12 protein-coding genes and 1 tRNA gene are annotated in these 20,200 nt (G+C 60.3%); 6 read left to right on the forward strand and 7 right to left on the reverse strand.

Going from position 1 to position 20,200, the window contains the following annotated elements:
- Positions 1-199: 199 nt before the first annotated feature.
- On the forward strand, positions 200-397 hold the full coding sequence (locus LG31_RS0103620) for a hypothetical protein (protein WP_033113142.1): 198 nt from the start codon (positions 200-202) through the stop codon (positions 395-397).
- Positions 398-679: 282 nt separating this feature from the next.
- On the opposite strand, the gene LG31_RS0103625 is transcribed toward LG31_RS0103620, so the two are convergent.
- The 3 genes from LG31_RS0103625 to LG31_RS0103635 all read right to left on the reverse strand — a co-directional run bounded on the left by LG31_RS0103625 (position 680) and on the right by LG31_RS0103635 (position 6,378).
- The gene (locus LG31_RS0103625) at positions 680-1,549 is read right to left on the reverse strand and encodes an aldose 1-epimerase (protein WP_033113143.1); all 870 of its coding nucleotides are present in this window, start codon (positions 1,547-1,549) and stop codon (positions 680-682) included.
- Positions 1,546-3,000 carry a sugar porter family MFS transporter gene (locus LG31_RS0103630; RefSeq protein WP_033113144.1) on the reverse strand — a complete coding sequence of 485 codons (1,455 nt, stop codon included), beginning with the start codon at positions 2,998-3,000 and terminating at the stop codon, positions 1,546-1,548. Before LG31_RS0103630 ends, LG31_RS0103625 begins: the two co-directional genes overlap by 4 nt.
- A 99-nt stretch (positions 3,001-3,099) precedes the next feature.
- On the reverse strand, positions 3,100-6,378 hold the full coding sequence (locus tag LG31_RS0103635; RefSeq protein WP_033113145.1) for a DUF5107 domain-containing protein: 3,279 nt from the start codon (positions 6,376-6,378) through the stop codon (positions 3,100-3,102).
- Positions 6,379-6,497: 119 nt separating this feature from the next.
- On the opposite strand from LG31_RS0103635, the gene LG31_RS0103640 reads away from it, so the two are divergent.
- Positions 6,498-7,706, forward strand: coding sequence for an ROK family transcriptional regulator (locus LG31_RS0103640; RefSeq protein WP_033113146.1), 1,209 nt, complete (start codon positions 6,498-6,500; stop codon positions 7,704-7,706).
- A gap of 431 nt (positions 7,707-8,137) precedes the next feature.
- A complete protein-coding gene (fdhF, locus tag LG31_RS0103645) occupies positions 8,138-12,328 on the forward strand; it encodes a formate dehydrogenase subunit alpha (RefSeq protein ID WP_033113147.1) in 4,191 nt (1,396 codons plus the stop codon).
- Between the two features lie 159 nt (positions 12,329-12,487).
- Here the strand turns inward: fdhF and LG31_RS0103650 are convergent.
- Both LG31_RS0103650 and LG31_RS0103655 read right to left on the reverse strand, forming a co-directional pair.
- Positions 12,488-12,563, reverse strand: a tRNA-Thr gene (locus tag LG31_RS0103650).
- Positions 12,564-12,652: 89 nt separating this feature from the next.
- The gene (locus tag LG31_RS0103655; RefSeq protein WP_033113148.1) at positions 12,653-13,393 is read right to left on the reverse strand and encodes a phosphatase; all 741 of its coding nucleotides are present in this window, start codon (positions 13,391-13,393) and stop codon (positions 12,653-12,655) included.
- 472 nt (positions 13,394-13,865) lie between these two features.
- Here LG31_RS0103655 and psrA point away from each other — a divergent pair, with 472 nt between their 5' ends.
- From psrA to ruvC, 3 genes are all read left to right on the forward strand, one after another.
- A complete protein-coding gene (psrA, locus tag LG31_RS0103660) occupies positions 13,866-14,519 on the forward strand; it encodes a TetR family transcriptional repressor PsrA (protein ID WP_033113149.1) in 654 nt (217 codons plus the stop codon).
- 48 nt (positions 14,520-14,567) lie between these two features.
- Positions 14,568-16,892, forward strand: a complete 2,325-nt coding sequence (locus LG31_RS0103665) for an acyl-CoA dehydrogenase (protein ID WP_033113150.1) — start codon at positions 14,568-14,570, stop codon at positions 16,890-16,892.
- A 145-nt stretch (positions 16,893-17,037) separates the two neighbouring features.
- The gene (ruvC, locus tag LG31_RS0103670; protein ID WP_033113151.1) at positions 17,038-17,559 is read left to right on the forward strand and encodes a crossover junction endodeoxyribonuclease RuvC; all 522 of its coding nucleotides are present in this window, start codon (positions 17,038-17,040) and stop codon (positions 17,557-17,559) included.
- 140 nt (positions 17,560-17,699) lie between these two features.
- Here ruvC and LG31_RS0103675 read toward each other — a convergent pair whose 3' ends face one another.
- Entirely contained in the window at positions 17,700-18,098 is a 399-nt protein-coding gene (locus LG31_RS0103675) for a type III secretion system chaperone family protein (RefSeq protein ID WP_033113152.1), read from the reverse strand.
- Between the two features lie 2 nt (positions 18,099-18,100).
- Positions 18,101-20,110 carry a patatin-like phospholipase family protein gene (locus tag LG31_RS0103680; RefSeq protein ID WP_084059525.1) on the reverse strand — a complete coding sequence of 670 codons (2,010 nt, stop codon included), beginning with the start codon at positions 20,108-20,110 and terminating at the stop codon, positions 18,101-18,103.
- Positions 20,111-20,200: the final 90 nt, after the last annotated feature.

A 20,200-nucleotide genomic window follows, 5' to 3' on the forward strand; every position in this document is an offset into this window, starting at 1 on the left:
GCTAATAATGATGTGACATACGTATCAATTATGAATTGTAAACAATAAACGATGCGGTATCAAAAGCTGTAGAACTAAGCCGAACCATCACAGTGAAAACTTATCTTTGGACACTTGATTCTGCGCATGGGCGCATGAACGTAGTTGGTGTAGGGTGAATGGCAGTATCCTGCAGTACCCTTTCTGGAAGGAGGATGGCATGAACGAATTCGAACTGAAAGAGTATAAAGGCAGTCTGTGGCTGTATGAGAATGATCAACCAGCTGCCGATATGGATGATATGCGAGTGCTTGATTTTGGTAGCTACTTTTGTATCGAGGGAGGACTATACAATGCGCATCTACCTGCTGATCCATGGAGACAAAGGTTCATTGATGCTGGAATTGACTTTGACTAGACATCCCTTGTAGGGATAGTTAAATCTGATATGCAGATACTGTTGAGCACAACCCTTCTGAGGCAGAAGAACGTGATCGTTTGGTGCAAGAGTAACACCACTAGTTACATCATAGTCAGACAATTATTTACAATTTTCTTTAATATCATATAAATGCAAGCTTAGTTCAGCCTCCCCCAGCCAAACGTTTGGAAAGGGCCACCTCGCAAGAGGTGGCCCTTTTTATTTCTCCGTTTTCGGCAAACACCCAACCTGAACAATCTCCCGCTTATCCCGCTATGGCTAACAAAATATTGTCGGTTCAGACATCAGGGTAATGGTCATGGCGATGCTCATGATGTCGCCACGCTGCAGCAGCCGCAAACCGGGGTGGCCGGCCATGTGATGGGCATTGGCGGCGTGGCTCTGAGGCTCGAGGCAAACAAAACCGCTCGCTTCATCCGGCTGATAGAGCATCAGGAAGGGGGCGTCGCTGGCCACCTTCAACCGCTGCCGACGGGCTGGGTGCTCCAGCTCAGCCGTACCATGCCAGCCACCATAACAATGGTTGAGCCACCCTTGCGGGCACTGCCACTGGCGAAAATCGAGCTTGGGCGCCAGCCGGCTCGCCCAGTCGGTCGGCAGATGCTCCGTCCCCTCCTGCCAGACACCGCTCGCCAGAAAGCGAATCTTGGTCTGCTCGTCGCGCCAGAAGAAGGGATGAAAACCGGCGCCGTAGAGACAGGGCGCTTCCCCCAGATGCGTCAGACTGATGCGTGCCACTAGGCTCACACCCTGCAGCCGATAGTCAATCTCGGCCAGATAGTGAAAAGGGCCACACTGGCTAGCAAGTTGCAGCGTCACCGAACTGGCTGAGCCCGCCACCCTCTGCCATGGCAGCAACCAGCCATCTCCGTGCAGGAAGAAATCGGGATCGACGGGGCTTTCTGGCAAACGATGCTCCTCCCCCCACAACTCAAAACGGTTTCCTGCCACCCGGTTGGCCAGCGGCACCATGGGAAACAGCGCGCTCTGCCCGGGATACCACGGCACATCAGGGTCAGTGTCTCGCAGCAGCGGGCGCCCTTTATCATCCTCCAGCCCCAGCAGACAGGCCCCTTGTGCAGAAACCCGCATCCGAAGATGCGGGTTGCTCAATGTGTATACCGTCATGCCGAGGCGCTCGCCTTGGTCGGCGTCAGCTCCACCTTGCCTTGGGCCAGCTGAGCCTCCAGTGCCTCCAGCGTCACCCCCTTGGTCTCGGGCACCTTGCGATAGATGAAGATGAGACCAGCGAAACAGATGAGGCCATAGAGCAGGAAGCTGCCTGCAGCACCCAACCCGGCATTAAGCAGCGGGAAGGTGTAGGTCAGCACGAAACAGGCGATCCAGAGTGCCAGCGTACCGGCCGACATCGCCAGCCCCCGCACCCGGTTGGGGAAGATCTCCGAGAGCAGCACCCAGGTGACCGGCGCCAGGGTCAGGGCATAGATGGCGATGGCCGCCAATACCAGCAGCAACACCGGCAGCCCCAGTACGCCTGTGGCATAGGCCGCAGCCATCATGCCGTAGATGATGGTGAGACCGGCCGAGCCAATCAGCATCAGCTTGCGACGGCCAATCTTGTCCACCATGGGCAGCGCGATCAGGGTAAACAGCAGGTTGATAAGACCGGTGGCGACGATGGATTTGAGGGTGCTGTTGATGTCAAACCCGGCGGAGGCAAAGATCTCCTGCGCATAGTTGAAGATGACGTTGATGCCGCACCACTGCTGGAAGACTGCCAGCACAATCCCGATGATGAGGATCGGCCGCACCGAAGGTTTGCCCAGCTCCGCCAGCGACACCTTGTGTGCCGACTCCCCCACCAGAGTTTGACGAATATCGGCCAGGGTCTGCTTGGCATAGGCATCACCGCCAATCTTGCCGAGCATGCGGGAGGCTTTCTCATACTGACCATCTTTGGCCAACCAGCGCGGCGACTCCGGCACGAAGAACATCAACACCAGAAACGCCAGCGCAGGTACCAGTTCGGCACCGAACATCCAGCGCCAGCCGGACTGACCATTCCAGGTCGCCAGAATATCGGCCTGAGTCGCATTGCTTGCCACCGGATCGGCGATCATCAGATTCACCAGCTGAGCAGCCAGCACGCCGATGACAATGGTGAGCTGGTTGATGGCCACGAACTTGCCGCGCTTGTCGGCCGGGCTGATCTCGGCGATGTACATGGGCGAGAGCGCAGAAGCCAGACCGATGCCGATCCCACCGATGATGCGATAGACCACAAACAGATCGAAGTTGCTGGCTGCAGCCGTGCCCCACGCCGAGATGGTGAAGAGGATGGCGGCCAGGATCAGCGGCTTTTTGCGACCGAAGCGGTCGGAAGACCAGCCGGAGATGGCGGCCCCCAGCACGCAGCCCACCAGCGCCGAGCTCATGGCCCAGCCGGACTGGGCCGGATCCGTGATGGCGAAATAGGCCTCATAGAAGGGCTTGGCCCCGCCAATCACGACCCAGTCATAACCAAACAGCAGGCCACCGCAGGCGGCCACTAAGCAGATCATCCAGATGTAGCTCATATTGAGCCCATTCGTATCCAATTGATTTTTCGTGCGTTCCATGTCTCATCCTTTCTATCTTGTCGATTGTAAGGTGCAGTGGCGCCCCTCACCGTGGCGGGGCGCCGGTTTTTGTTATGAGTGTTATGAGTGTTATGAGTGTTATGAGTTGAGTGGCAGCTCGCGGCAGATCAGGGCAAAGAGGTGCCCCTTGTCGTGAGCCGGGTTAAGAGTGAGCAGCTCTCGCAAGCTCTGTTCACAACCATCCCGCTGACCCAGCCCCAACAGGCCGAGCGCCCTGACCAGCAGACAGTGCTGGCGATGTTTGTGTTGCGGATCGTCATCCAGCACGATGAGGTCGGGCAGTGAGACGGCGAAGAAATCCGCCTCGACCAACTCGCCCATCGCCTGCTCGGCCCAGCCGACCATCCCCTCGAACAGACGCTGCGCCTCCGCAACCCGGCCAAGACGCGCCAGCGCCATGCCCTGATAGAAGAGGTAATCCACCGGCTGATCGTTGTAGTAGCGGCTGGCCCCCAGCGACCCCTGACCGAGACAGGCCTGTTGCAGGCACTGGGCCGCCAGACTCTGGTTGTCACAAGCCAGATGGCAGAGCGCCAACAGGTAGTGGATATCGTTGTCGGTTTGCCCCACCAGACGCCCCTCCCCCAGATTGAGGGGGTAGTGCAGCGCCTGTTGCAGCAACGGAATAGCCTGCTCATGGCGTCCCTGAGTCATCAACACCAGTGCCCGGCGCTGCTGATTAATGAGGTACTGACCGGTCACCTTGCCCTCGCCCCCCTCCCAGGGGTGGAATTCGCGCAGCCGCAAGATCTCGGCCGCCGCATCCAGCTGGCCGGTGATGTGATAGAGGCTGAGCAGTTCGGCGGTCAGGTCGTCACGCTTGAGGGCTATCTCACGATGCGCCTCCAGCAGCGCCAGCCGCTCTGCGGGGGCCATGACGCAGCGCTTGTGCAGCTGATCCAGTTCAAAGAGCAGACGGGCGTCGTCCGGCTTGAGGGCAAAGGCCCGGCTCAGACACTGCTCGGCCGCAACCGGATCGCCGCTCTTGTTGAAGTGATAGATGCCAAGGTTGCGCCAGGCCGGGGCAAATCCGGGTGCCTGCTCGCACACCTGCTGCCACAGGGCGATGGCTTGCGGGTAGCTGCGCTTGCTGTAGTGAAAGCAGCCCAGCAGATAGCTGGCAAACCAGCTGTGGGGCAGTTGCGCCAGCATGGCCACCTCGCCAAGGGTATTGGGGAAGCGTACCTTGCGGCCAAAGGCCTGCTCGGCCCGTTGCAGCAGGGCATCTTGCGCCTCACCTTCCGGCAGTAGCGCAGCCTGGAACAGCAGCGGCAGGGTCTCTTCCACCGGCAGTGTTGAGAGCAGTTGCTGCGCCAGCTCGGGGCGTCCCAATGCCAGCAGATTGCTGGCCAGGAAACAGAGGTTCACCCCGCGCCCGTTGCACAGGGTGCGCAGCGCCTCGAGATCGCTCGGCTGCTCGCTTGCCAGCCAGCGCAGGAAGGCCAGCTGATAGTGGAGCGGATAACGGACTCGCTGCTCGTCGATATAGGCGATGGCTTCCTCCCGCTGGCCAGACTCCAGCAGCGCCAACCCTTTAAGGGCGATGGCGCCATAGTGGGTACCGTTGACCGCAAGACTCTTCTCGACAAAGGGCAGCGCCTGCAGCGGATCACGGCGCACCATGGCGATGCGGGCCAGCCCGAGGAAGCCACTGTCGCGGCAGTTACCGCTCCAGGTCGCCTTGTAGAAGTCATCGAAGGCGGCATCAAACTGGCCCAAACGCTCCTCAATGTGGCCGCGCAGCAAACTCGCCTTGCCACACTGGGGGTTTTTGTTGAGGCGATGGGCACGGACCAGCGCCTGATTGACGTAGGCCAGCGCCTGCTCATAGTTGGCGCGGTTGTACTCCAGGGTTGCCAGCGCCAGATTGCAGCGGTAGTCGCCACGGTCAAGTTCCAGCGCTCGCAGGTAGTAATCAAAGGGCGAGCGGCTGGCGTGCAGATACTGTTCAAGATGCTGGCCGATGAAGTAGAGCTCGTCGACCGAGTCAAGATTGACGGCAGGTTCCGGCGCCGTGGCCGGATCCGGCAGGGCTTCGCCCGCAGGCTGATGCTCCAGATAGCTGAGGATCGTCTGGCCCTGCTCATCCAGCAGGCGTACCTGCAAACGTCCCTCGCTGGTGATGGCCTGCGGCTCAAGCCAGGCCTGACCCGGTTGCAGATCCAGCGTCTGGGTGAACAGCACGCCGCCTTCGTCACTCACTTCGAAGCGGGCGTGGCACAGCGGCGCGATTGCGTAGGCACCGCACAGCAAACCATCGTCGGTACGCTCCAGCTTGATGGCGGCGCGGGTGTTGGCATTTTGCAGGGTACCGAGGGTGTTGTAGGGCAGGAAGTTCTGCACGAACACCTTCTCCTCCCCCGCATCCAGCCAAGTAAAATCGGGCTGATTATCGGTGTAGACCCCGGTCATCAGCTCGATGTAGGGGCCGTTGTCGTCGGTCAGGTTGCGATCCCAGGCCAGACCGAAGTCACAGTTGCCCCAGCTCCACTGCTTTTTGCCCGGCGAAACGTGGTGATCCGCCACGTGCAACAGGCCGCCCTGCTCGTCATGACAGTAGGCGCCGACGAAGTCGTAGTCAGACTTGTCCGCCATATAGGAGGTGGGCACCGGAATGTTGCGGTAGCGGGAGATATCGACCCCGGCGGAGTAGTCCACCTTGTAGTAGGTGCCACGGGCGATGGGGAAGGCACTGACGTCGCGCTTGCCGTGGTCATAGACGGCGGTCACATCGGGGGGGAAGACACTCTGGTGGGCATCGCCCCCTTTCACTGCCGGGTTGGACCACCAGAGGAAGTGGCGCGGCGTGTCGTTGCCGTTGAACACCTTGCCGGTGATCTCGATAAGCGCCTTGTCGGGATAGAGGGTGAAGCCCGCCATCACCTGCAGACCGCGCATCGGCTCCACCTCGCCCAGCCAGACGGTCTTGGCGCCGCCCTCGCGCTCCGCAATGGTGAAATCCACCGGCATAAAGGTGGTGGGCCTGTGGTGCTGCGGCCAGTTGAACTCGATGCCGCCGGAGATCCAGGGCCCCACCAGCCCCACCAGCGCCGGTTTGATCACCTCGTTGTAATAGACGAAATCCCGCTGCATCACCTTGTCGTAGGCACGGTGGATACGGCCGCCCAACTCCGGCAGCAGCATCACCTTGATGAAGTCGTTCTCCAGCCAGACCGCCTGATAGGACTTCATCTGCTTCTGACCGGTCAGGGTGTCGATCACCCCATAGGGATAGACGGCCCCCGAGGAGCCCTGATAGACCCGCTTCTCGAGAAACATGGGGTTGGGATCTTCGGCGCCCACCTCGTAGGTCGGCAGTGAGATGGTCTCTACCCAGACCTTTACATCAGCTCTCATTAATCTCGCCTCACTCAACATTTGTTAGTAAAGTTTTCAGTGAGACCAGATTAGAATGGTTAAAGCTGCATTAATTGCCGAAAGATCACGCAATACAGTAAGCGGAGTTTAGTGAATAGATGAACATAGGGTTGAACAACCAGAAGGTGCGCCACCACAACAAGCAGGTGCTGCTGGCCCTGCTCTATCAGCTCAAGGAGGCGAGCAAGTCCACCCTGGCCCGCCACTGCGAACTCTCCATCCCGGCGGTCAGCAAGATCCTCGACGAACTGGTTGCCGATGGCGCCATCAGCCACAGTGAACAGAACCTCTCCCAGCGCGGCATCAATGGCGGCAGCTACCGCATTGCCAGCGGCCAGGGGGCCATCCTCTGCCTCAATATCAGCCCCACCCGTCTGGAGAGCATCCTGGTGGATAACCTGATCACCCCGCAGGGTGAGTTCAGCGACCAGAAGATTGCCCCGCAAACCCCCGATGAGCTGCTGCGCCTGATTGAAGCGCACTACTACCAGCACAAACGCCGCCACAAGGGGCTGGCGATCCGGCTGGCCCTGTCGGTACACGGTCAGGTCAACCCGGCGACCGGGGTGTCGCAAACCATGCCGCAAGCCCCCTGGCACGCACCGGTCGAGCTCAAGTACCTGTTGGAGGAGCGGCTGGGTTGCGAGGTGATGGTGGATAACGACTGCATCATGCTGGCACTGGCCCAGAAGTGGCAGGGCCGGGAAGGAAACGGGGATTTTTGCGTCATCAACGTCGATTACGGCATCGGATCGGCCTTTATCATCAACGACCAGATCTACCGGGGTGCCCTGTTTGGCAGCGGCCAGATAGGCCACACCATCATCAATCCGGACGGCAGCGCCTGTGCCTGCGGCCGCTATGGCTGCCTGGAGACGGTCGCCTCGCTGTTTGCCATCAAAAAACGGGCCCGGGTCTTTCTCAAGCAACAAGCCAGTGCCGACAACCCGGCGCAGGCGGGTGTGGAGCTGGATACCGCCCAACTGCTCGCGCTCTACCATCAGGGTGATGCCATGATCCGCGCCCTGGTGGACGAAGGGGCCCGCGCCATTGGCCGGAGCCTCTACAACTTCCTCAATATCCTCAACATCAACCGCATCTGGCTCTATGGCCGCAGCTGCGACTTTGGTGAAACCTGGCTGCAAACTATCGTCAGCCAGACCGGCGCCAACCCGTTCGACTGCAGCGATGCGGTCAATGCCACCCACATCCGTTTCGGCCAGCTCAGCCGTGCCCAGCAAGTGATGGGGATTGGCTATCTCTACGTTGAGCGCGAGCTGGGGGCGAATCAGCCCGCCGCCAGATAGCGCTACGCCCGCGCAACAAATTGAGCGCACAAAACAGGAGTAGCCAGCACTGCTGGTCGGCTACTCCCAATGTCGCTTGACCAGCCCCCACAAACCGAAACAAAAGTTGCACATTTTATGATGTACTTAATCATCCCATCACGGATAAACACCATTAAAAATACAGTTTAAAGCTGCTTAAATAGCTATAAATGTCAATACAACACCATGTTTTAAATCGATATAGGTAGCCAGAACCGGGTTATCGTTCCACAGAGCGCCATCACAAGTGAAATCGTTTTCTTTTTGGACAAAGAACCTGAGTAAAATCAAATAAAGTTGCATATCATCTTTGGTATGGTGAGGAGATACCAAGCGATCCTCTCTATCGCTTCCCTGCTGGCTCCGCCAGATGCAGCATTTTCTGCGCCTTAAAACCGAGTTATGACACCATGCTCACCATCATCCTCGATGGGGCTCAGTTGACGGTTGATCCGACCCTGACTCTGCTCCAGATAGCCAAACAGCACCAAATCGATATTCCCTCCCTGTGCGGTGACAACACCAGCGCCCCCAAGACGCCGTGCGATCTCTGCGTGGTGGAGATCACTGACGTTGGCATGCGACGAGCCTGCGAGACCCGCCCCGAGGCAGGGATGGTGATCACCAGCCAGAGCGATGCCCTGAGCGCGCACCGCCAGCAGGCACTCGGCCGCATCCTCTCGGATCACTACGCCGATTGCGAGGCCCCCTGCCAACGCGCCTGCCCGGCCGGGGTGGACATTCAATCCTATCTGCACCATATCGCCATGGGGGAACACGAGGCAGCGATGGCCGTCATCAAGCAGACCCTGCCGATGCCCCTCTCCATCGGCCGGGTCTGCCCTGCATTTTGCGAGGCAGAGTGCCGCCGCGCGCTGGTGGATGAGCCGCTGGCCATTCGTCAGCTCAAGCGTCATGCCGCCGATCTCGATCTGGCCGAGGTGGCCCCCTATCAACCGCCAAAGAAGCCCGCCAAGGGCAAGCGGGTTGCCATTATCGGCAGCGGCCCGGGCGGCCTCACTTGTGGTTACTATCTGGGTTACGAAGGGTTCGAGGTCGACCTGTTCGAGGCGATGCCCGAAGCGGGTGGCTGGCTGCGCTACGGCATCCCCGAGTACCGGCTGCCCAAGGCGATCCTCGATCAGGAAATCGCCTTGATGTGCCAAAGCGGCATGCGGATCCACACCAAACAGCGACTGGGCCACCAGATCACCCTCTCGGCCCTGTGCCGCGACTATGATGCGGTCTGTCTGGCCGTCGGCGCGTCCAAGGCGGTGCCGATGGATTACCCGGGCAGCACCCTGGCTGGTTGCTATCTCGGGGTCGATTACCTCAAGGATCAGATGCTGGCCAAGCGGCTCACTACCGGCAAAAAGGTGGCGGTGATCGGTGGCGGCAATACAGCCATCGACTGCGCCCGCACGGCGGTGCGGTTGGGGGCGGAAACCACCCTCATCTATCGTCGCACCCGCGCCGAGATGCCTGCCGAAGCGTATGAGATCGACGAAGCGGAGCACGAAGGGGTGCGCTTCATGATGCTGACCAATCCGGTGGAAAACCTGCCGGACAGCCGTGGTCGCGTCTGTCAGGTGCGCCTCGAGAAGATGGCCCTCGGCGAGCCGGATGCCTCCGGTCGCCGCCGCCCGGAGCCCACCGGCGAGTACCTCATTGAAGAGTTTGATACCGTGATTGCGGCTGTGTCGCAGCAGCCGGATCTGAGCTTTATGGAAGGTGAGCCCCTCACCCTCCCCTTCACCCGTTGGCAGACGCTGGAGTCCCACCCCGAGACCATGCACAGCGGCCACGGCAACCTGTTTGCCATCGGCGATCTGCGCCGCGGCCCCGCCACCGCTATCGAGGCGGTTGCCGATGGCCGCAAGGCGGCGCTGGCCATCGATCAGTTCCTTCACGGTGACATGATCGACCCGGTGCGGCCCTTCAACGCCTGCAAGGCTCCCACACTCAAGCAGGTCGATCCCGCCCAGTTTGCTCACCTGAAAAAAGTCGCCCGCAGCATCATGCCTCATCTGGCAGATACCGAGCGGGAGGGGAGCTTTGCCGAGGTGGAGCGCGGGTTGAGTGATGCCGATGCCCGCAGCGAAGCCAGCCGCTGCCTCGAGTGCGGCTGTCAGGCCGACACCGATTGTGCCCTGCGCGACTACGCCACCGAATACAAGGTCGAGCAGAGCGCTCTCGATACCAGCCAGTGCCAGAAGTTTGCCGTGGATAACAGCAGCGAATTTATCGTCTTTGATGCCAACCGCTGCATCGGCTGTGGCCAGTGCGTGCAGACCTGTGGTGAGCAAGCGGTACAGGGTGTGCTGCGCTTTGCCAAGCACAGCGATGGCACCCTATCGAACCGGCCGCAGTTCGACACGGGACTCTCGATGGGAGACTCCCACTGCGTGCAGTGCGGTGCCTGCGTACAGGTCTGCCCCACCGGCGCTCTGGTGGATGCCCGCGACAAGTCACAGGGGCGCACCGAACTGCTCACGCCGGTCAATACCATTTGCACCTACTGCGGGGTCGGCTGCGGCGTCACCCTCTATGTCGATAAGGCGCACAACCGCATCCGCTATGTGGAGGGAAATCGCAACTCACCGGTCAATCAGGGGCTGCTCTGCGTCAAGGGGCGCTTCGGCTTTGACTTTATCCAGAGCGAGGAGCGCCTCACCACCCCGCTCATCCGCAAGGATGGCGAGCTGGTGCCCGCCAGCTGGCAGGAGGCCATCGCACTGGTCGCCGAGCGCTTCACTACCCTGCGCCAGCGCTATGGCAGCGATGCGCTGGCGGGCTTCTCGTCTGCCAAAACCACCAACGAAGAGAACTACCTGTTCCAGAAGTTCATGCGTCGGGAGCTGGGCACCAACAACGTGGATCACTGCGCGCGGCTCTGTCACGCCTCCACCGTCACCGGGCTGGAGGCATCACTCGGCAGCGGCGCCATGACTAACGACATCCCGAGCATCGACCACTCGGATCTCATCTTCATCATCGGCTCCGACACCTCGGCGGCCCACCCCATCATCGGCTCCCATATCAAGCGGGCGGTCACCACGGGCAAGGCGCGGCTGGTGGTAGCCGATCCGAAGCGGATCGAGATGGCCGACCATGCCAGCCTCTATCTGGCCCATCGCCCCGGCACCGACGTGATGCTACTCAACGGCCTGATGCAACAGATCATCCAGCACGACTGGCACGACAAGGCCTACATCGCCGCACGTGTGGAGGGGTTCGAGGCGCTGCAAGCGGAGGTGCTCTCCCCCACCTATGCGCCAGACAAAGTAGCCCTCGTCACCGGCGTACCGGCCGAGCAGGTGATTGAGCTCGCCCACCTCATCGGCACCGCCGAACGCACCGCCATCTACTACTCCATGGGGATCACCCAGCACACCACCGGCCACGACAACGTGCGGGCCATCGCCAACCTGCAACTGCTGTGCGGCAACATCGGCATCGAAGGGGCTGGCATCAACCCGCTGCGGGGCCAGTCCAACGTGCAGGGTGCCTGTGACATGGGGGCGCTGCCCAACTGCCTGCCCGGCTATCAGAAGGTGGCCAACCCCGAGGTGCATGCCCGCTTCGCGGCCGCCTGGCAGCAGCCGGACTTGCCGTGCACACCCGGCCTCACCCTTACCGAGACCATCGATGCAGCCTGCGCGGGCAGCATCAAGGGGCTCTATGTGATGGGGGAAAACCCGGTGCTGAGCGATCCGGATCAACACCACGTCATAGAAGGGCTCAAGCAGCTGGAGTTTCTGGTGGTGCAGGATATCTTCCTCTCTGAAACCGCCCAACTGGCCGATGTGGTACTCCCCTCCAGCTCCTTTGCCGAGAAGAGCGGCCACTTCACCAATACCGAGCGGCGGGTACAGCGCCTCACTCCGGCCCTCAAGGCACCAGGCGAGGCTCGGGATGACTGGTGGATCATCCAGCAGATCGCCAACGCCATGGGCAGCGACTGGCACTATCAGAACGCACAGGAGATCACCGCCGAGATCTGTCAGGTGACCCCGCAATACGCTGGCATCCAGTGGGACAAGGTGGGGGCGGAAGGATTGCAGTGGCCCTGTAACGACGCGGCCCCCGCAGGCACTCGCCTGCTCCACAGCAAGCAGTTCACCCGTGGCAAGGGGGAGATGGTCGCCACCCCGTTCCGCTATGCCGCCGAGCTGCCCGACGAGACCTATCCCATAGTGTTCACCACCGGCCGCCTGCTGGAGCAGTTCCACACCGGCACCATGACCCGCAAGACCAAGGGGCTCGACAAGCTGGCTGGCCCGCGGGTGATGATGAGCGTGGTGGACGCCGAGCGGATGGGGATCAGCAACAGTGAGCGAGTGAAGGTCACCAGCCGCCGCGGCCATATCGAGTTGCCCGCTTTCGTCACCAAACGGATGCAGCCGGGTGTGGTCTTTATCCCGTTCCACTTTGCCGAAGCCCCGGCCAACCGGCTCACCATCAATGCCACCGATCCCCACGCCAAGATCCCCGAGTTCAAGGTGGCAGCAGTGCGGATCGACAAGCTGGAATCCCCGTCGCAAGCTGGACGGCTATCCATGCCGAAGGAACCGGCCAAGCCAGACATCGAAGTTGCCTGAGGGGAATAGCAAAACCTGAGTAGCCGCCAGCCTGGAGGGTTGGCCCGCTGACCTTTCCCCTTGGTGTTGCAATAGTAAAAGAGGGGGGGATGAGAAGGGGTCACCAGCCAAAAAGCACAAAGGGTTAGCTTCGCTGAGAAGCTAACCCTTTGTTTTAGATGGTGCCGATAAGGGGAATCGAACTCCTGACCTTCGCATTACGAATGCGCTGCTCTACCAACTGAGCTATACCGGCTTGTTGCCAGTCAGATTCATGAAAAATGGCTGGCGTGTCAATCGAGCCAACTCGATTTTATGAGTTGGCTCATGGTGTTAGAGCCCGATTTACAGGTCGGCAAACTCGGGGATATGGGCGCGGCCGCGACTCTCGAGGAAATCGAGCAGGGCCCGGGGGGAGCGCACCAGGATCCGCTCCAGCGGAAAGCCCGCTTCGGTCACCAGACGGTGGCAATGGTCAAAATCACCGAGGCTGAAAGCGACGTGGGAATCGGAGCCGAAAGTAAGGTAGGCCCCCAGATCTCGCGCCGCTTCAACGATGGCGCGGCAGTTGCCTTCGCTCCCCGGGCGCGAGTGAATGAAGGAGGAGTTGTTGATCTCCAGCGCCACCCGATAGTCCGCCGCCGCCTTGACCACCGCCTGAATGTCGATGGGAAATGCGGGGTTGCCCGGGTGGCTGATCATGTCGACCCGACCGCTCTTGATGGCGTTGATCATCGCCTGGGTATGGGTTGCCTGATCGCAGGGAGGGAATACCTGCTCATGAAAACCCGCCATGACCATGTCGAGGCGCGACTCATAGCGCTCGGGAAAATCGATCTCCCCGTCCAAGTTTTTGATGTTGGCTTCGATACCCCGCAGGATCCCCACCCCGTCCACCACTCTTGGCAAAATCGGCAAGTTGGCAAAATGCCAGACATGAGGGGCATCGGCCATCTCGGGGCCGTGATCCGTGGTGGCGAACAGCTTGATCCCCTTGGCTCTGGCGATGGGTAGATAGTCGTGGATGGTGCTGTAGGCATGGGTGCTGGCAATGGTGTGAGTGTGGGTATCGACCGGGTACTTCATCTTCTCTCCCCTCATATTTTGAAGGGGCAGCATAACAAAGTAGGGGGAATTGGGCCACGCCGGCACTTGCCACACTTTGTCACAAAATACCGAGGAACTGACATAGTCTGGGCAGCCCAGGCTGGCATACTGCCCCCGTCGATACATGCCTGAACTCGCATCGACAGTTTGCCATCAGGATGATGCAAACTCACTTTCCCCACCGTCGCTCCCCGCGGCGGTTTTTTTTGCCTGTTTGTTACCCTCTGCCACCGTCAACCGGGCAAAAAAATGCCCAACTAGCAAGAAGCAGGTTGGGCGAGACTTAATGTTTAATTGCAGTGGCATAGATATAGAGTCTCGCGCTGTAGAGTTAGTTCCGACCTTTTTGCGCTTTTTCACAAAAAACATTCCGCTAACACCCGTTCACAATATCTTGACACTTCGCGTTATGAAACGTACTTTTTAAACATTCGTTTAAGTGAGGTGTCCAGTGAGTAAAATCGATACCAAAAACCGTATTCTCGATGCCGCTGAAGTGCTGTTTGCCGAGCGGGGATTCGCCGATACCTCTTTGCGTCTGATCACCAGTGAGGCCGACGTCAATCTGGCGTCGGTGAACTATCACTTCGGCTCCAAGAAGGAGCTGATCCAGGCGGTGCTCGACCGCTACATGAGCCTGTTCATGCCTGATCTCGATGCCCGCCTGCGGGTGCTGATGGAGCAGGAGCAGCTTACCCTGCTGCAACTGTTTGAAAGCTTTGTCGAGCCGCTGATGAAACTCTCGGCAGTGCGCGCCAACGGCCCGGCCATCTTCATGCAACTGCTGGGACGCGGCTATATCGACAGCCAGGGCCACCTGCGCCGCTTTATCACCGCCCACTATGGCCCCATTCTGCTGCGGATCACCCAGGCGATCTCCAAGGCCAATCCGGCCCTGTCGCCAGCAGATCTCTTCTGGCGCCTGCACTTCACCCTGGGCACCGTCGTATTCACCATGGCCTCCGCCGATGCGCTACGCGACATCGCCCTGGCCGACTTTGGCCAGCAGCTCGATGTGGAAGGGCTGGTGCGCAACGTTATTCCTTATCTGGCGTCCGGAGTCGGGGCGCCCGTGGAGTCGACCAGGCTCTCCCTGGCTGTGTAACAACCAACAACAAATCAACGGAAACAGTGAAATAGAAGGAACTTCGGTATGATCACATTGCTTGTCCTGCTGGTGCTGGCGATAGCCGTTGTGCTCGGCATGCCCTCCATCCGTAAAAAGGTGGTAACCCGTCCGGTGTTCGGCATCTTCAAAAAGATACTGCCGCCCTTGTCAGCTACCGAGCGGGAGGCCATGGAAGCCGGCTCCGTCTGGTGGGATGGCGAGTTGTTTCGCGGCAACCCCGACTGGAAAAAACTGCATGGCTACGGCAAGGCCGAGCTGACCGCAGAGGAGCAGGCCTTTATCGACAATCAGGTCGAAACCCTGCTCGCCATGGTTGATGACTTCAAGATCGTCAACGAAACCAAAGACCTGCCGGAACCGGTCTGGGACTATCTGAAGAAGGAAGGCTTCTTCTCCCTGATCATCCCGAAATCCTACGGCGGCCGCGAATTCTCGGCGATTGCCAACTCCACCATCGTCACCCGCATTGCCACCAAGAGCCTGAGCGTGGCGGTCACCGTCATGGTGCCGAACTCCCTTGGCCCGGGCGAGCTGCTGATGCACTACGGCACCCAAGCCCAGAAAGATTTCTGGCTGCCGGGGCTGGCCAATGGCAAAGAGGTGCCCTGCTTCGCCCTGACCGGGCCGGAAGCGGGCTCCGATGCCGGCGCCATCCCTGACAAGGGGATCGTCTGCAAGGGGATGCACAAGGGTGAAGAGGTGCTGGGTATTCGCCTCAACTGGAATAAGCGCTACATCACCCTGGCCCCCCGTGCAACCGTGCTGGGGCTGGCGTTCAAACTCTATGACCCGGAAAAACTGCTGGGTGACAAGGAAGAGCTGGGCATCACCTGCGCGCTCATCCCCACCAGCCACCCGGGCGTGCGCGTCGGCGATCGCCACTACCCCATGGGTCTGGCGTTCATGAACGGCCCGACCTTCGGCAAGGATGTGTTTATCCCGCTCGACTGGATCATCGGCGGCCCGGATTACGCCGGCCGCGGCTGGCGCATGCTGGTGGAGTGCCTCTCCGCCGGGCGCGGCATCTCGCTGCCTGCACTTGGTACCGCCTGTGGTCACATGGCGAGCCGCACTGTGGGCGCTTACTCCTACGTGCGCAAACAGTTCGGCATGTCCATCGGCAAGTTTGAAGGGGTGCAAGAAGCGCTGGCCCGTATCGGCGGCCTCACCTATCAGCTGGAAGGGGCCCGTCGCATGACCGCAGGTTCTCTGGACTTGGGTCAGGCACCGGCCATCGTCACCGCGATTTCCAAGTACCACATGACCGAAATGGCGCGCCAGATCATGGATGACTCCATGGATATCCATGCCGGTCGTGCCATCCAGCTGGGCCCGAAAAACTACACCGGCTACGCCTACATGGGCATTCCGGTCGCCATCACGGTGGAAGGGGCCAACATTCTGACCCGCAACCTGATGATCTTCGGGCAAGGTGCCACCCGCTGCCACCCGTACGTCTTTGCCGAGTTGGAAGCGGCGGCTGATACCGACGTGGAGCGCGGTCTCGAGAAGTTTGACGCCCTGCTGATGAAGCACATCGCCTTCGGCGCCGGCAACTTCTTCGGTTCCCTGTTCCAGGGGCTGACTCTGGGCCAGTTCAACAGCGCGCCGGTGGCCGGTGAAACCGCTCGCTACTACAAACAGCTCTCCCGCATGAGTAAAGGGCTGGCCCTGTGCGCCGACGTCTCCATGCTGATGCTGGGCGGCGATCTCAAGCGCAAGGAGATGATCTCCGCCCGTCTGGGTGACGTGCTGAGCCACCTCTATCTGGCCTCCGCCACCCTCAAGCACTACGAGGATCAGGGCCGCATGGTCTCCGATCTGCCGTTCGTGCAGTACGCGGTGGAGCGCAACCTCTACCTGATTGGCGAGGCGTTCGAGGGCTTCGTCCAGAACTTCCCGAACAAGGTGGTGGGTGCCGTACTCAAGCGGGTGGTGTTCCCGTTCGGCGTTGGTTACAAGATGCCTGCCGACGATCGCTGCCACGCCATCTGTCTGGCCATGATGAAGCCGGGCGAGTTCCGCGACCGTCTGACGGCGCTGTGCTATGTCGGCAAAGACGAGGCGGATCCGGTCGGCCTGATGGAGCGTGCCTTCCAGGCCATGGTCGCAGTACAGCCCTACGAGAAGAAACTGGTGCAGGCCCAGAAAGAGGGCAAGCTGCCCCGCAAACTGGCGCTGCCGGAACTGGTGGAAGCCGCTTTGGCCAAATCGGTGCTGAGCAAGGACGAAGCGGACAAGCTCCTGGCCGCCGATGCCCTGCGCTACGAAGCCATTCAGGTAGACAACTTCGCCCCGGGCGAGCTGGAGGGAATGGCGCAGGCCAGCCCCATCCATCACGCCGCCTGACAAGCGACAATCAAAAAGGCCCCTTTCGGGGCCTTTTTTTATGGCAATCGCCACGCACTGACCGTTCGCACATCCTGCGTACAGCCAAGCAGGCCGGAGTTTGCTATCTTGCGGCCATCATTTGCGTTTAGAGCAAGCACAACCCATGAGCATTATTTTGGGCATAGACCCGGGATCGCGGATCACCGGCTACGGGGTTATCCGGGTCGTCAGCGGCAAGGCCGAATATCTGGGGTCGGGCTGTATTCGCACCGACTGCGGTGAATTGCCCGAGCGCCTCAAGCAGGTCTATGACGGGGTATGCGAGATCATCACCCAGTTCAAGCCCACCGAATTTGCCATCGAACGGGTCTTTATGGCCCGCAACGCCGACTCGGCCCTGAAACTGGGGCAGGCCCGGGGCAGCGCCATCGTCGCCGCAGTCAACGCCTATCTGCCAGTGAGCGAGTACTCCGCCACCCAGATCAAACAGGCGGTGGTGGGTACCGGCGGCGCCAGCAAGGAGCAGGTGCAGCATATGGTGACCCATCTGCTGAAACTCTCCGCCACCCCGCAGGCGGATGCGGCGGATGCCCTCGGAGTGGCGCTCTGCCACCTGCACACCCGCCAGAGCCTGATCAAGATGGCAGGCCGTGCCAGCAGTTCGGTACGTGGCCGCTATCGCTGAACCTTGTTTACCCGCCCCGATCACCTCGGGATCGCCAAATAAAAAACCGCCCCGGATATCCGGGGCGGTTTTGTTTGGCCCGTCAGCAAGCCGGGACGTCGCTAAAGACGAAATCGCTCGGCTTGGCACTCTGCGTTTGGCTAGACGAACAGACTGCCAGAGCGTACCGGAATACTCTCCTCCTGAGCCTGCAATAAAGGCAGCAGTTCGTGGTAACCGGCATGCAGCTTGTCGCAGGCAGCTTGGCATACTTCTGGATCCGCATGCTCATCCAGAGTGCACCACAACAGCAAATGCCCTCGACCATCCACCGTCAGTCTGGCCGGTTGCAAGGTAGAGAGTGGGCTGTTGACCTGCAACAGCAGCAGCATGACACCGGAAAGCATTCTGGTGGGAAGCGGGGCGAGCGGCAGTGCCAGCACATATTGCCCATCGATCTTCTCGAACCATAGCTCTGGCGCATCCTCAAACCTGATCACCCGGCTCTCGCCCGCTGCGGGTAGAGCCAATCCCAGTGAACCCAACCAATCAATCAACATATTTACTCCTTCATCATCCAGGAGCGAGCCTGAGTCACTGTGGTAGAGGAGAGAGGCTTGCTCCACGGTTTATTGCGGGCCCCATAGTTATCAGCCAGCTCCCGCAGGGCCTCATTGACCTCGGCCGACGTGGCCGCGCCGACAAGTGCGTGCTCGGTTTTACGCAGGAGCGCCACATTGCTGTCCGGCTGACCGGGACGGAACAGGGAGGGGTAGATCACCTCATGAATGATGTTGTTCGCGACCGTTGCCACCTGACGGCGGCTGGCCTCTTCCTTGCCCAGATCCAGCGCGGCGAAACGCCCTGCCGGGCTCGGTGTATCGAGCAACCTGGCCAGTGCCGGGTTGTCTGCCTGATTGAGCTGCGCGACAAGCCACTGCTGCCGGGCCGGCGAGTCTGCGAGTGTGCCAAGCTGATCCAGAGCCTGCGCCAGCGAGCCAGAGAGATCGAGTCGCGCCGAGGGATCTTGATCCAGCACAGATGCAACCAGCATAGAGAGTTGCTCCTGAACTGCCTGACGAAAAAAGGCCGTTGTCTGGACATCCGGGGTGCGCTCTTCGGCCACCGCGGCAAAGTCCCGATCCGGGAGCGCCAGCAGCGCCGACTCCAGATCCTGGAACTGATAATCCTTGCGGCTTCTCTCCCGTCCTTCCAGATGCTGCCCGACCACATCGGCCAGCCTCTCCTGCAGATGCTGTTTGTCCGCATCGCTCATGGTGAAGTTGAGGGTGCCACTTAACGTGCCGCTGAAATCACCGCGCTCTGATTTAAGCGGTACAGTCACCACTTGATCGGTCAACCCGTCAAGCCCTCTGGTTTGCAACGCCGAGCGTGCGCCGACGGGAGCTCCAACTACCCAGTCTGCAATCGCCCCCTTGCGAGTACCGCGATCGGCCGGTTTACCGCCCTCTTCTTCAAACTTGAGGATCAGGTTCTCATGCTCGGCGATGGTGGCCCCCCGGGCCTCGGGATGGATAAGTTCAGGCACCGGGACGTTGAGCATGACGCCGCCATCTTGCAATGACAGCTTCTCCCCCTGCGCCAGGAAAGGTTGATGCTGCTCCTCCGGGCGACTGAACACCACCGGGAATGAGCCCGATATGTGCGCTGCGCGGGCAATCTCCATGTCTGGCGTCAGGCTGGCGTTAAACAGGATCATCTGGGGACGGCCATCGAACATGCCGGTCCCCGTGATGTTCAACTCCTTGATGGCCGGGATGTGGCGACCAAGCAGAGCCAGATCGCCGAAGGTCACACCGCCTCCCTGTTCGAGGCGCTGACGAATGGCTGCGACGTCGGGTCTGGTGGCCAGCTCGGGGTGGGCCTTCAATTGCGCAAGAACCGAACTGCGTGACTCCTGCTTGAGTATCCTTTCGAGCGGGACGGCATCCGACTGCAGACGCGGAAAGATGTTGCTCAGCAGTTGTACGAAGCTGCCAAGTTTACCCAGCTTGAGTTTTTCGAGCACGCTGGCGATCGCTTTGCCTGCTTCGCCACTCATGTGCTGGGCCAGGCTGATCTTTTTTACCGGCGAATCAAGCAGGCTGATGAAGTCCATCTCGTCCGAGAGCGCCTTGAACTCGCTCGCATTCATACCGGCAGCAAGCAGTGCTGCGGTAATGGCACCGGCCGAGGAGCCAGAGAGAGTGCGGATCCCCTCCAGCTTCCCCTGTGCCTCCAGCGCCTGAATGGCACCCGGATAGGCAGCACCTTTGGCACCGCCACCACTGAGCACCAGGCTGGTGATGGGCGGCCGTGCCAGAGTAACGGATGCCGAGCCATCCTGCTGGCGGGTGATGGTCACCTGACGTGGGCCGCAGCCCTCACAGATCACATCGCTCTTGGCAGAAGCCGCCAACGGGGCATGGCTCACACTCTCCAGCTGGGGGCCAGATACGCCCCCCAGGGTCGCGACAAGGCTGGGAGCACTCTCCTGCGGTCGGCTCGGTTGCGACTCAACAGCAGGCGTGTTTGTCGATTGTGAAAGGCGGGGGGCTTGCTGAATCTGCATGGCGCTTCTCCTGTTACGATGGAATTGTCCCCATTCTAGGGATGCAACCCGTGGTCGTTTGGCAACAGAAGCCGCGATTTTGTCAATGGG

Origin of the sequence: Aeromonas lacus (assembly GCF_000764665.1) — a bacterium.
Lineage (GTDB): Bacteria > Pseudomonadota > Gammaproteobacteria > Enterobacterales > Aeromonadaceae > Aeromonas > Aeromonas lacus.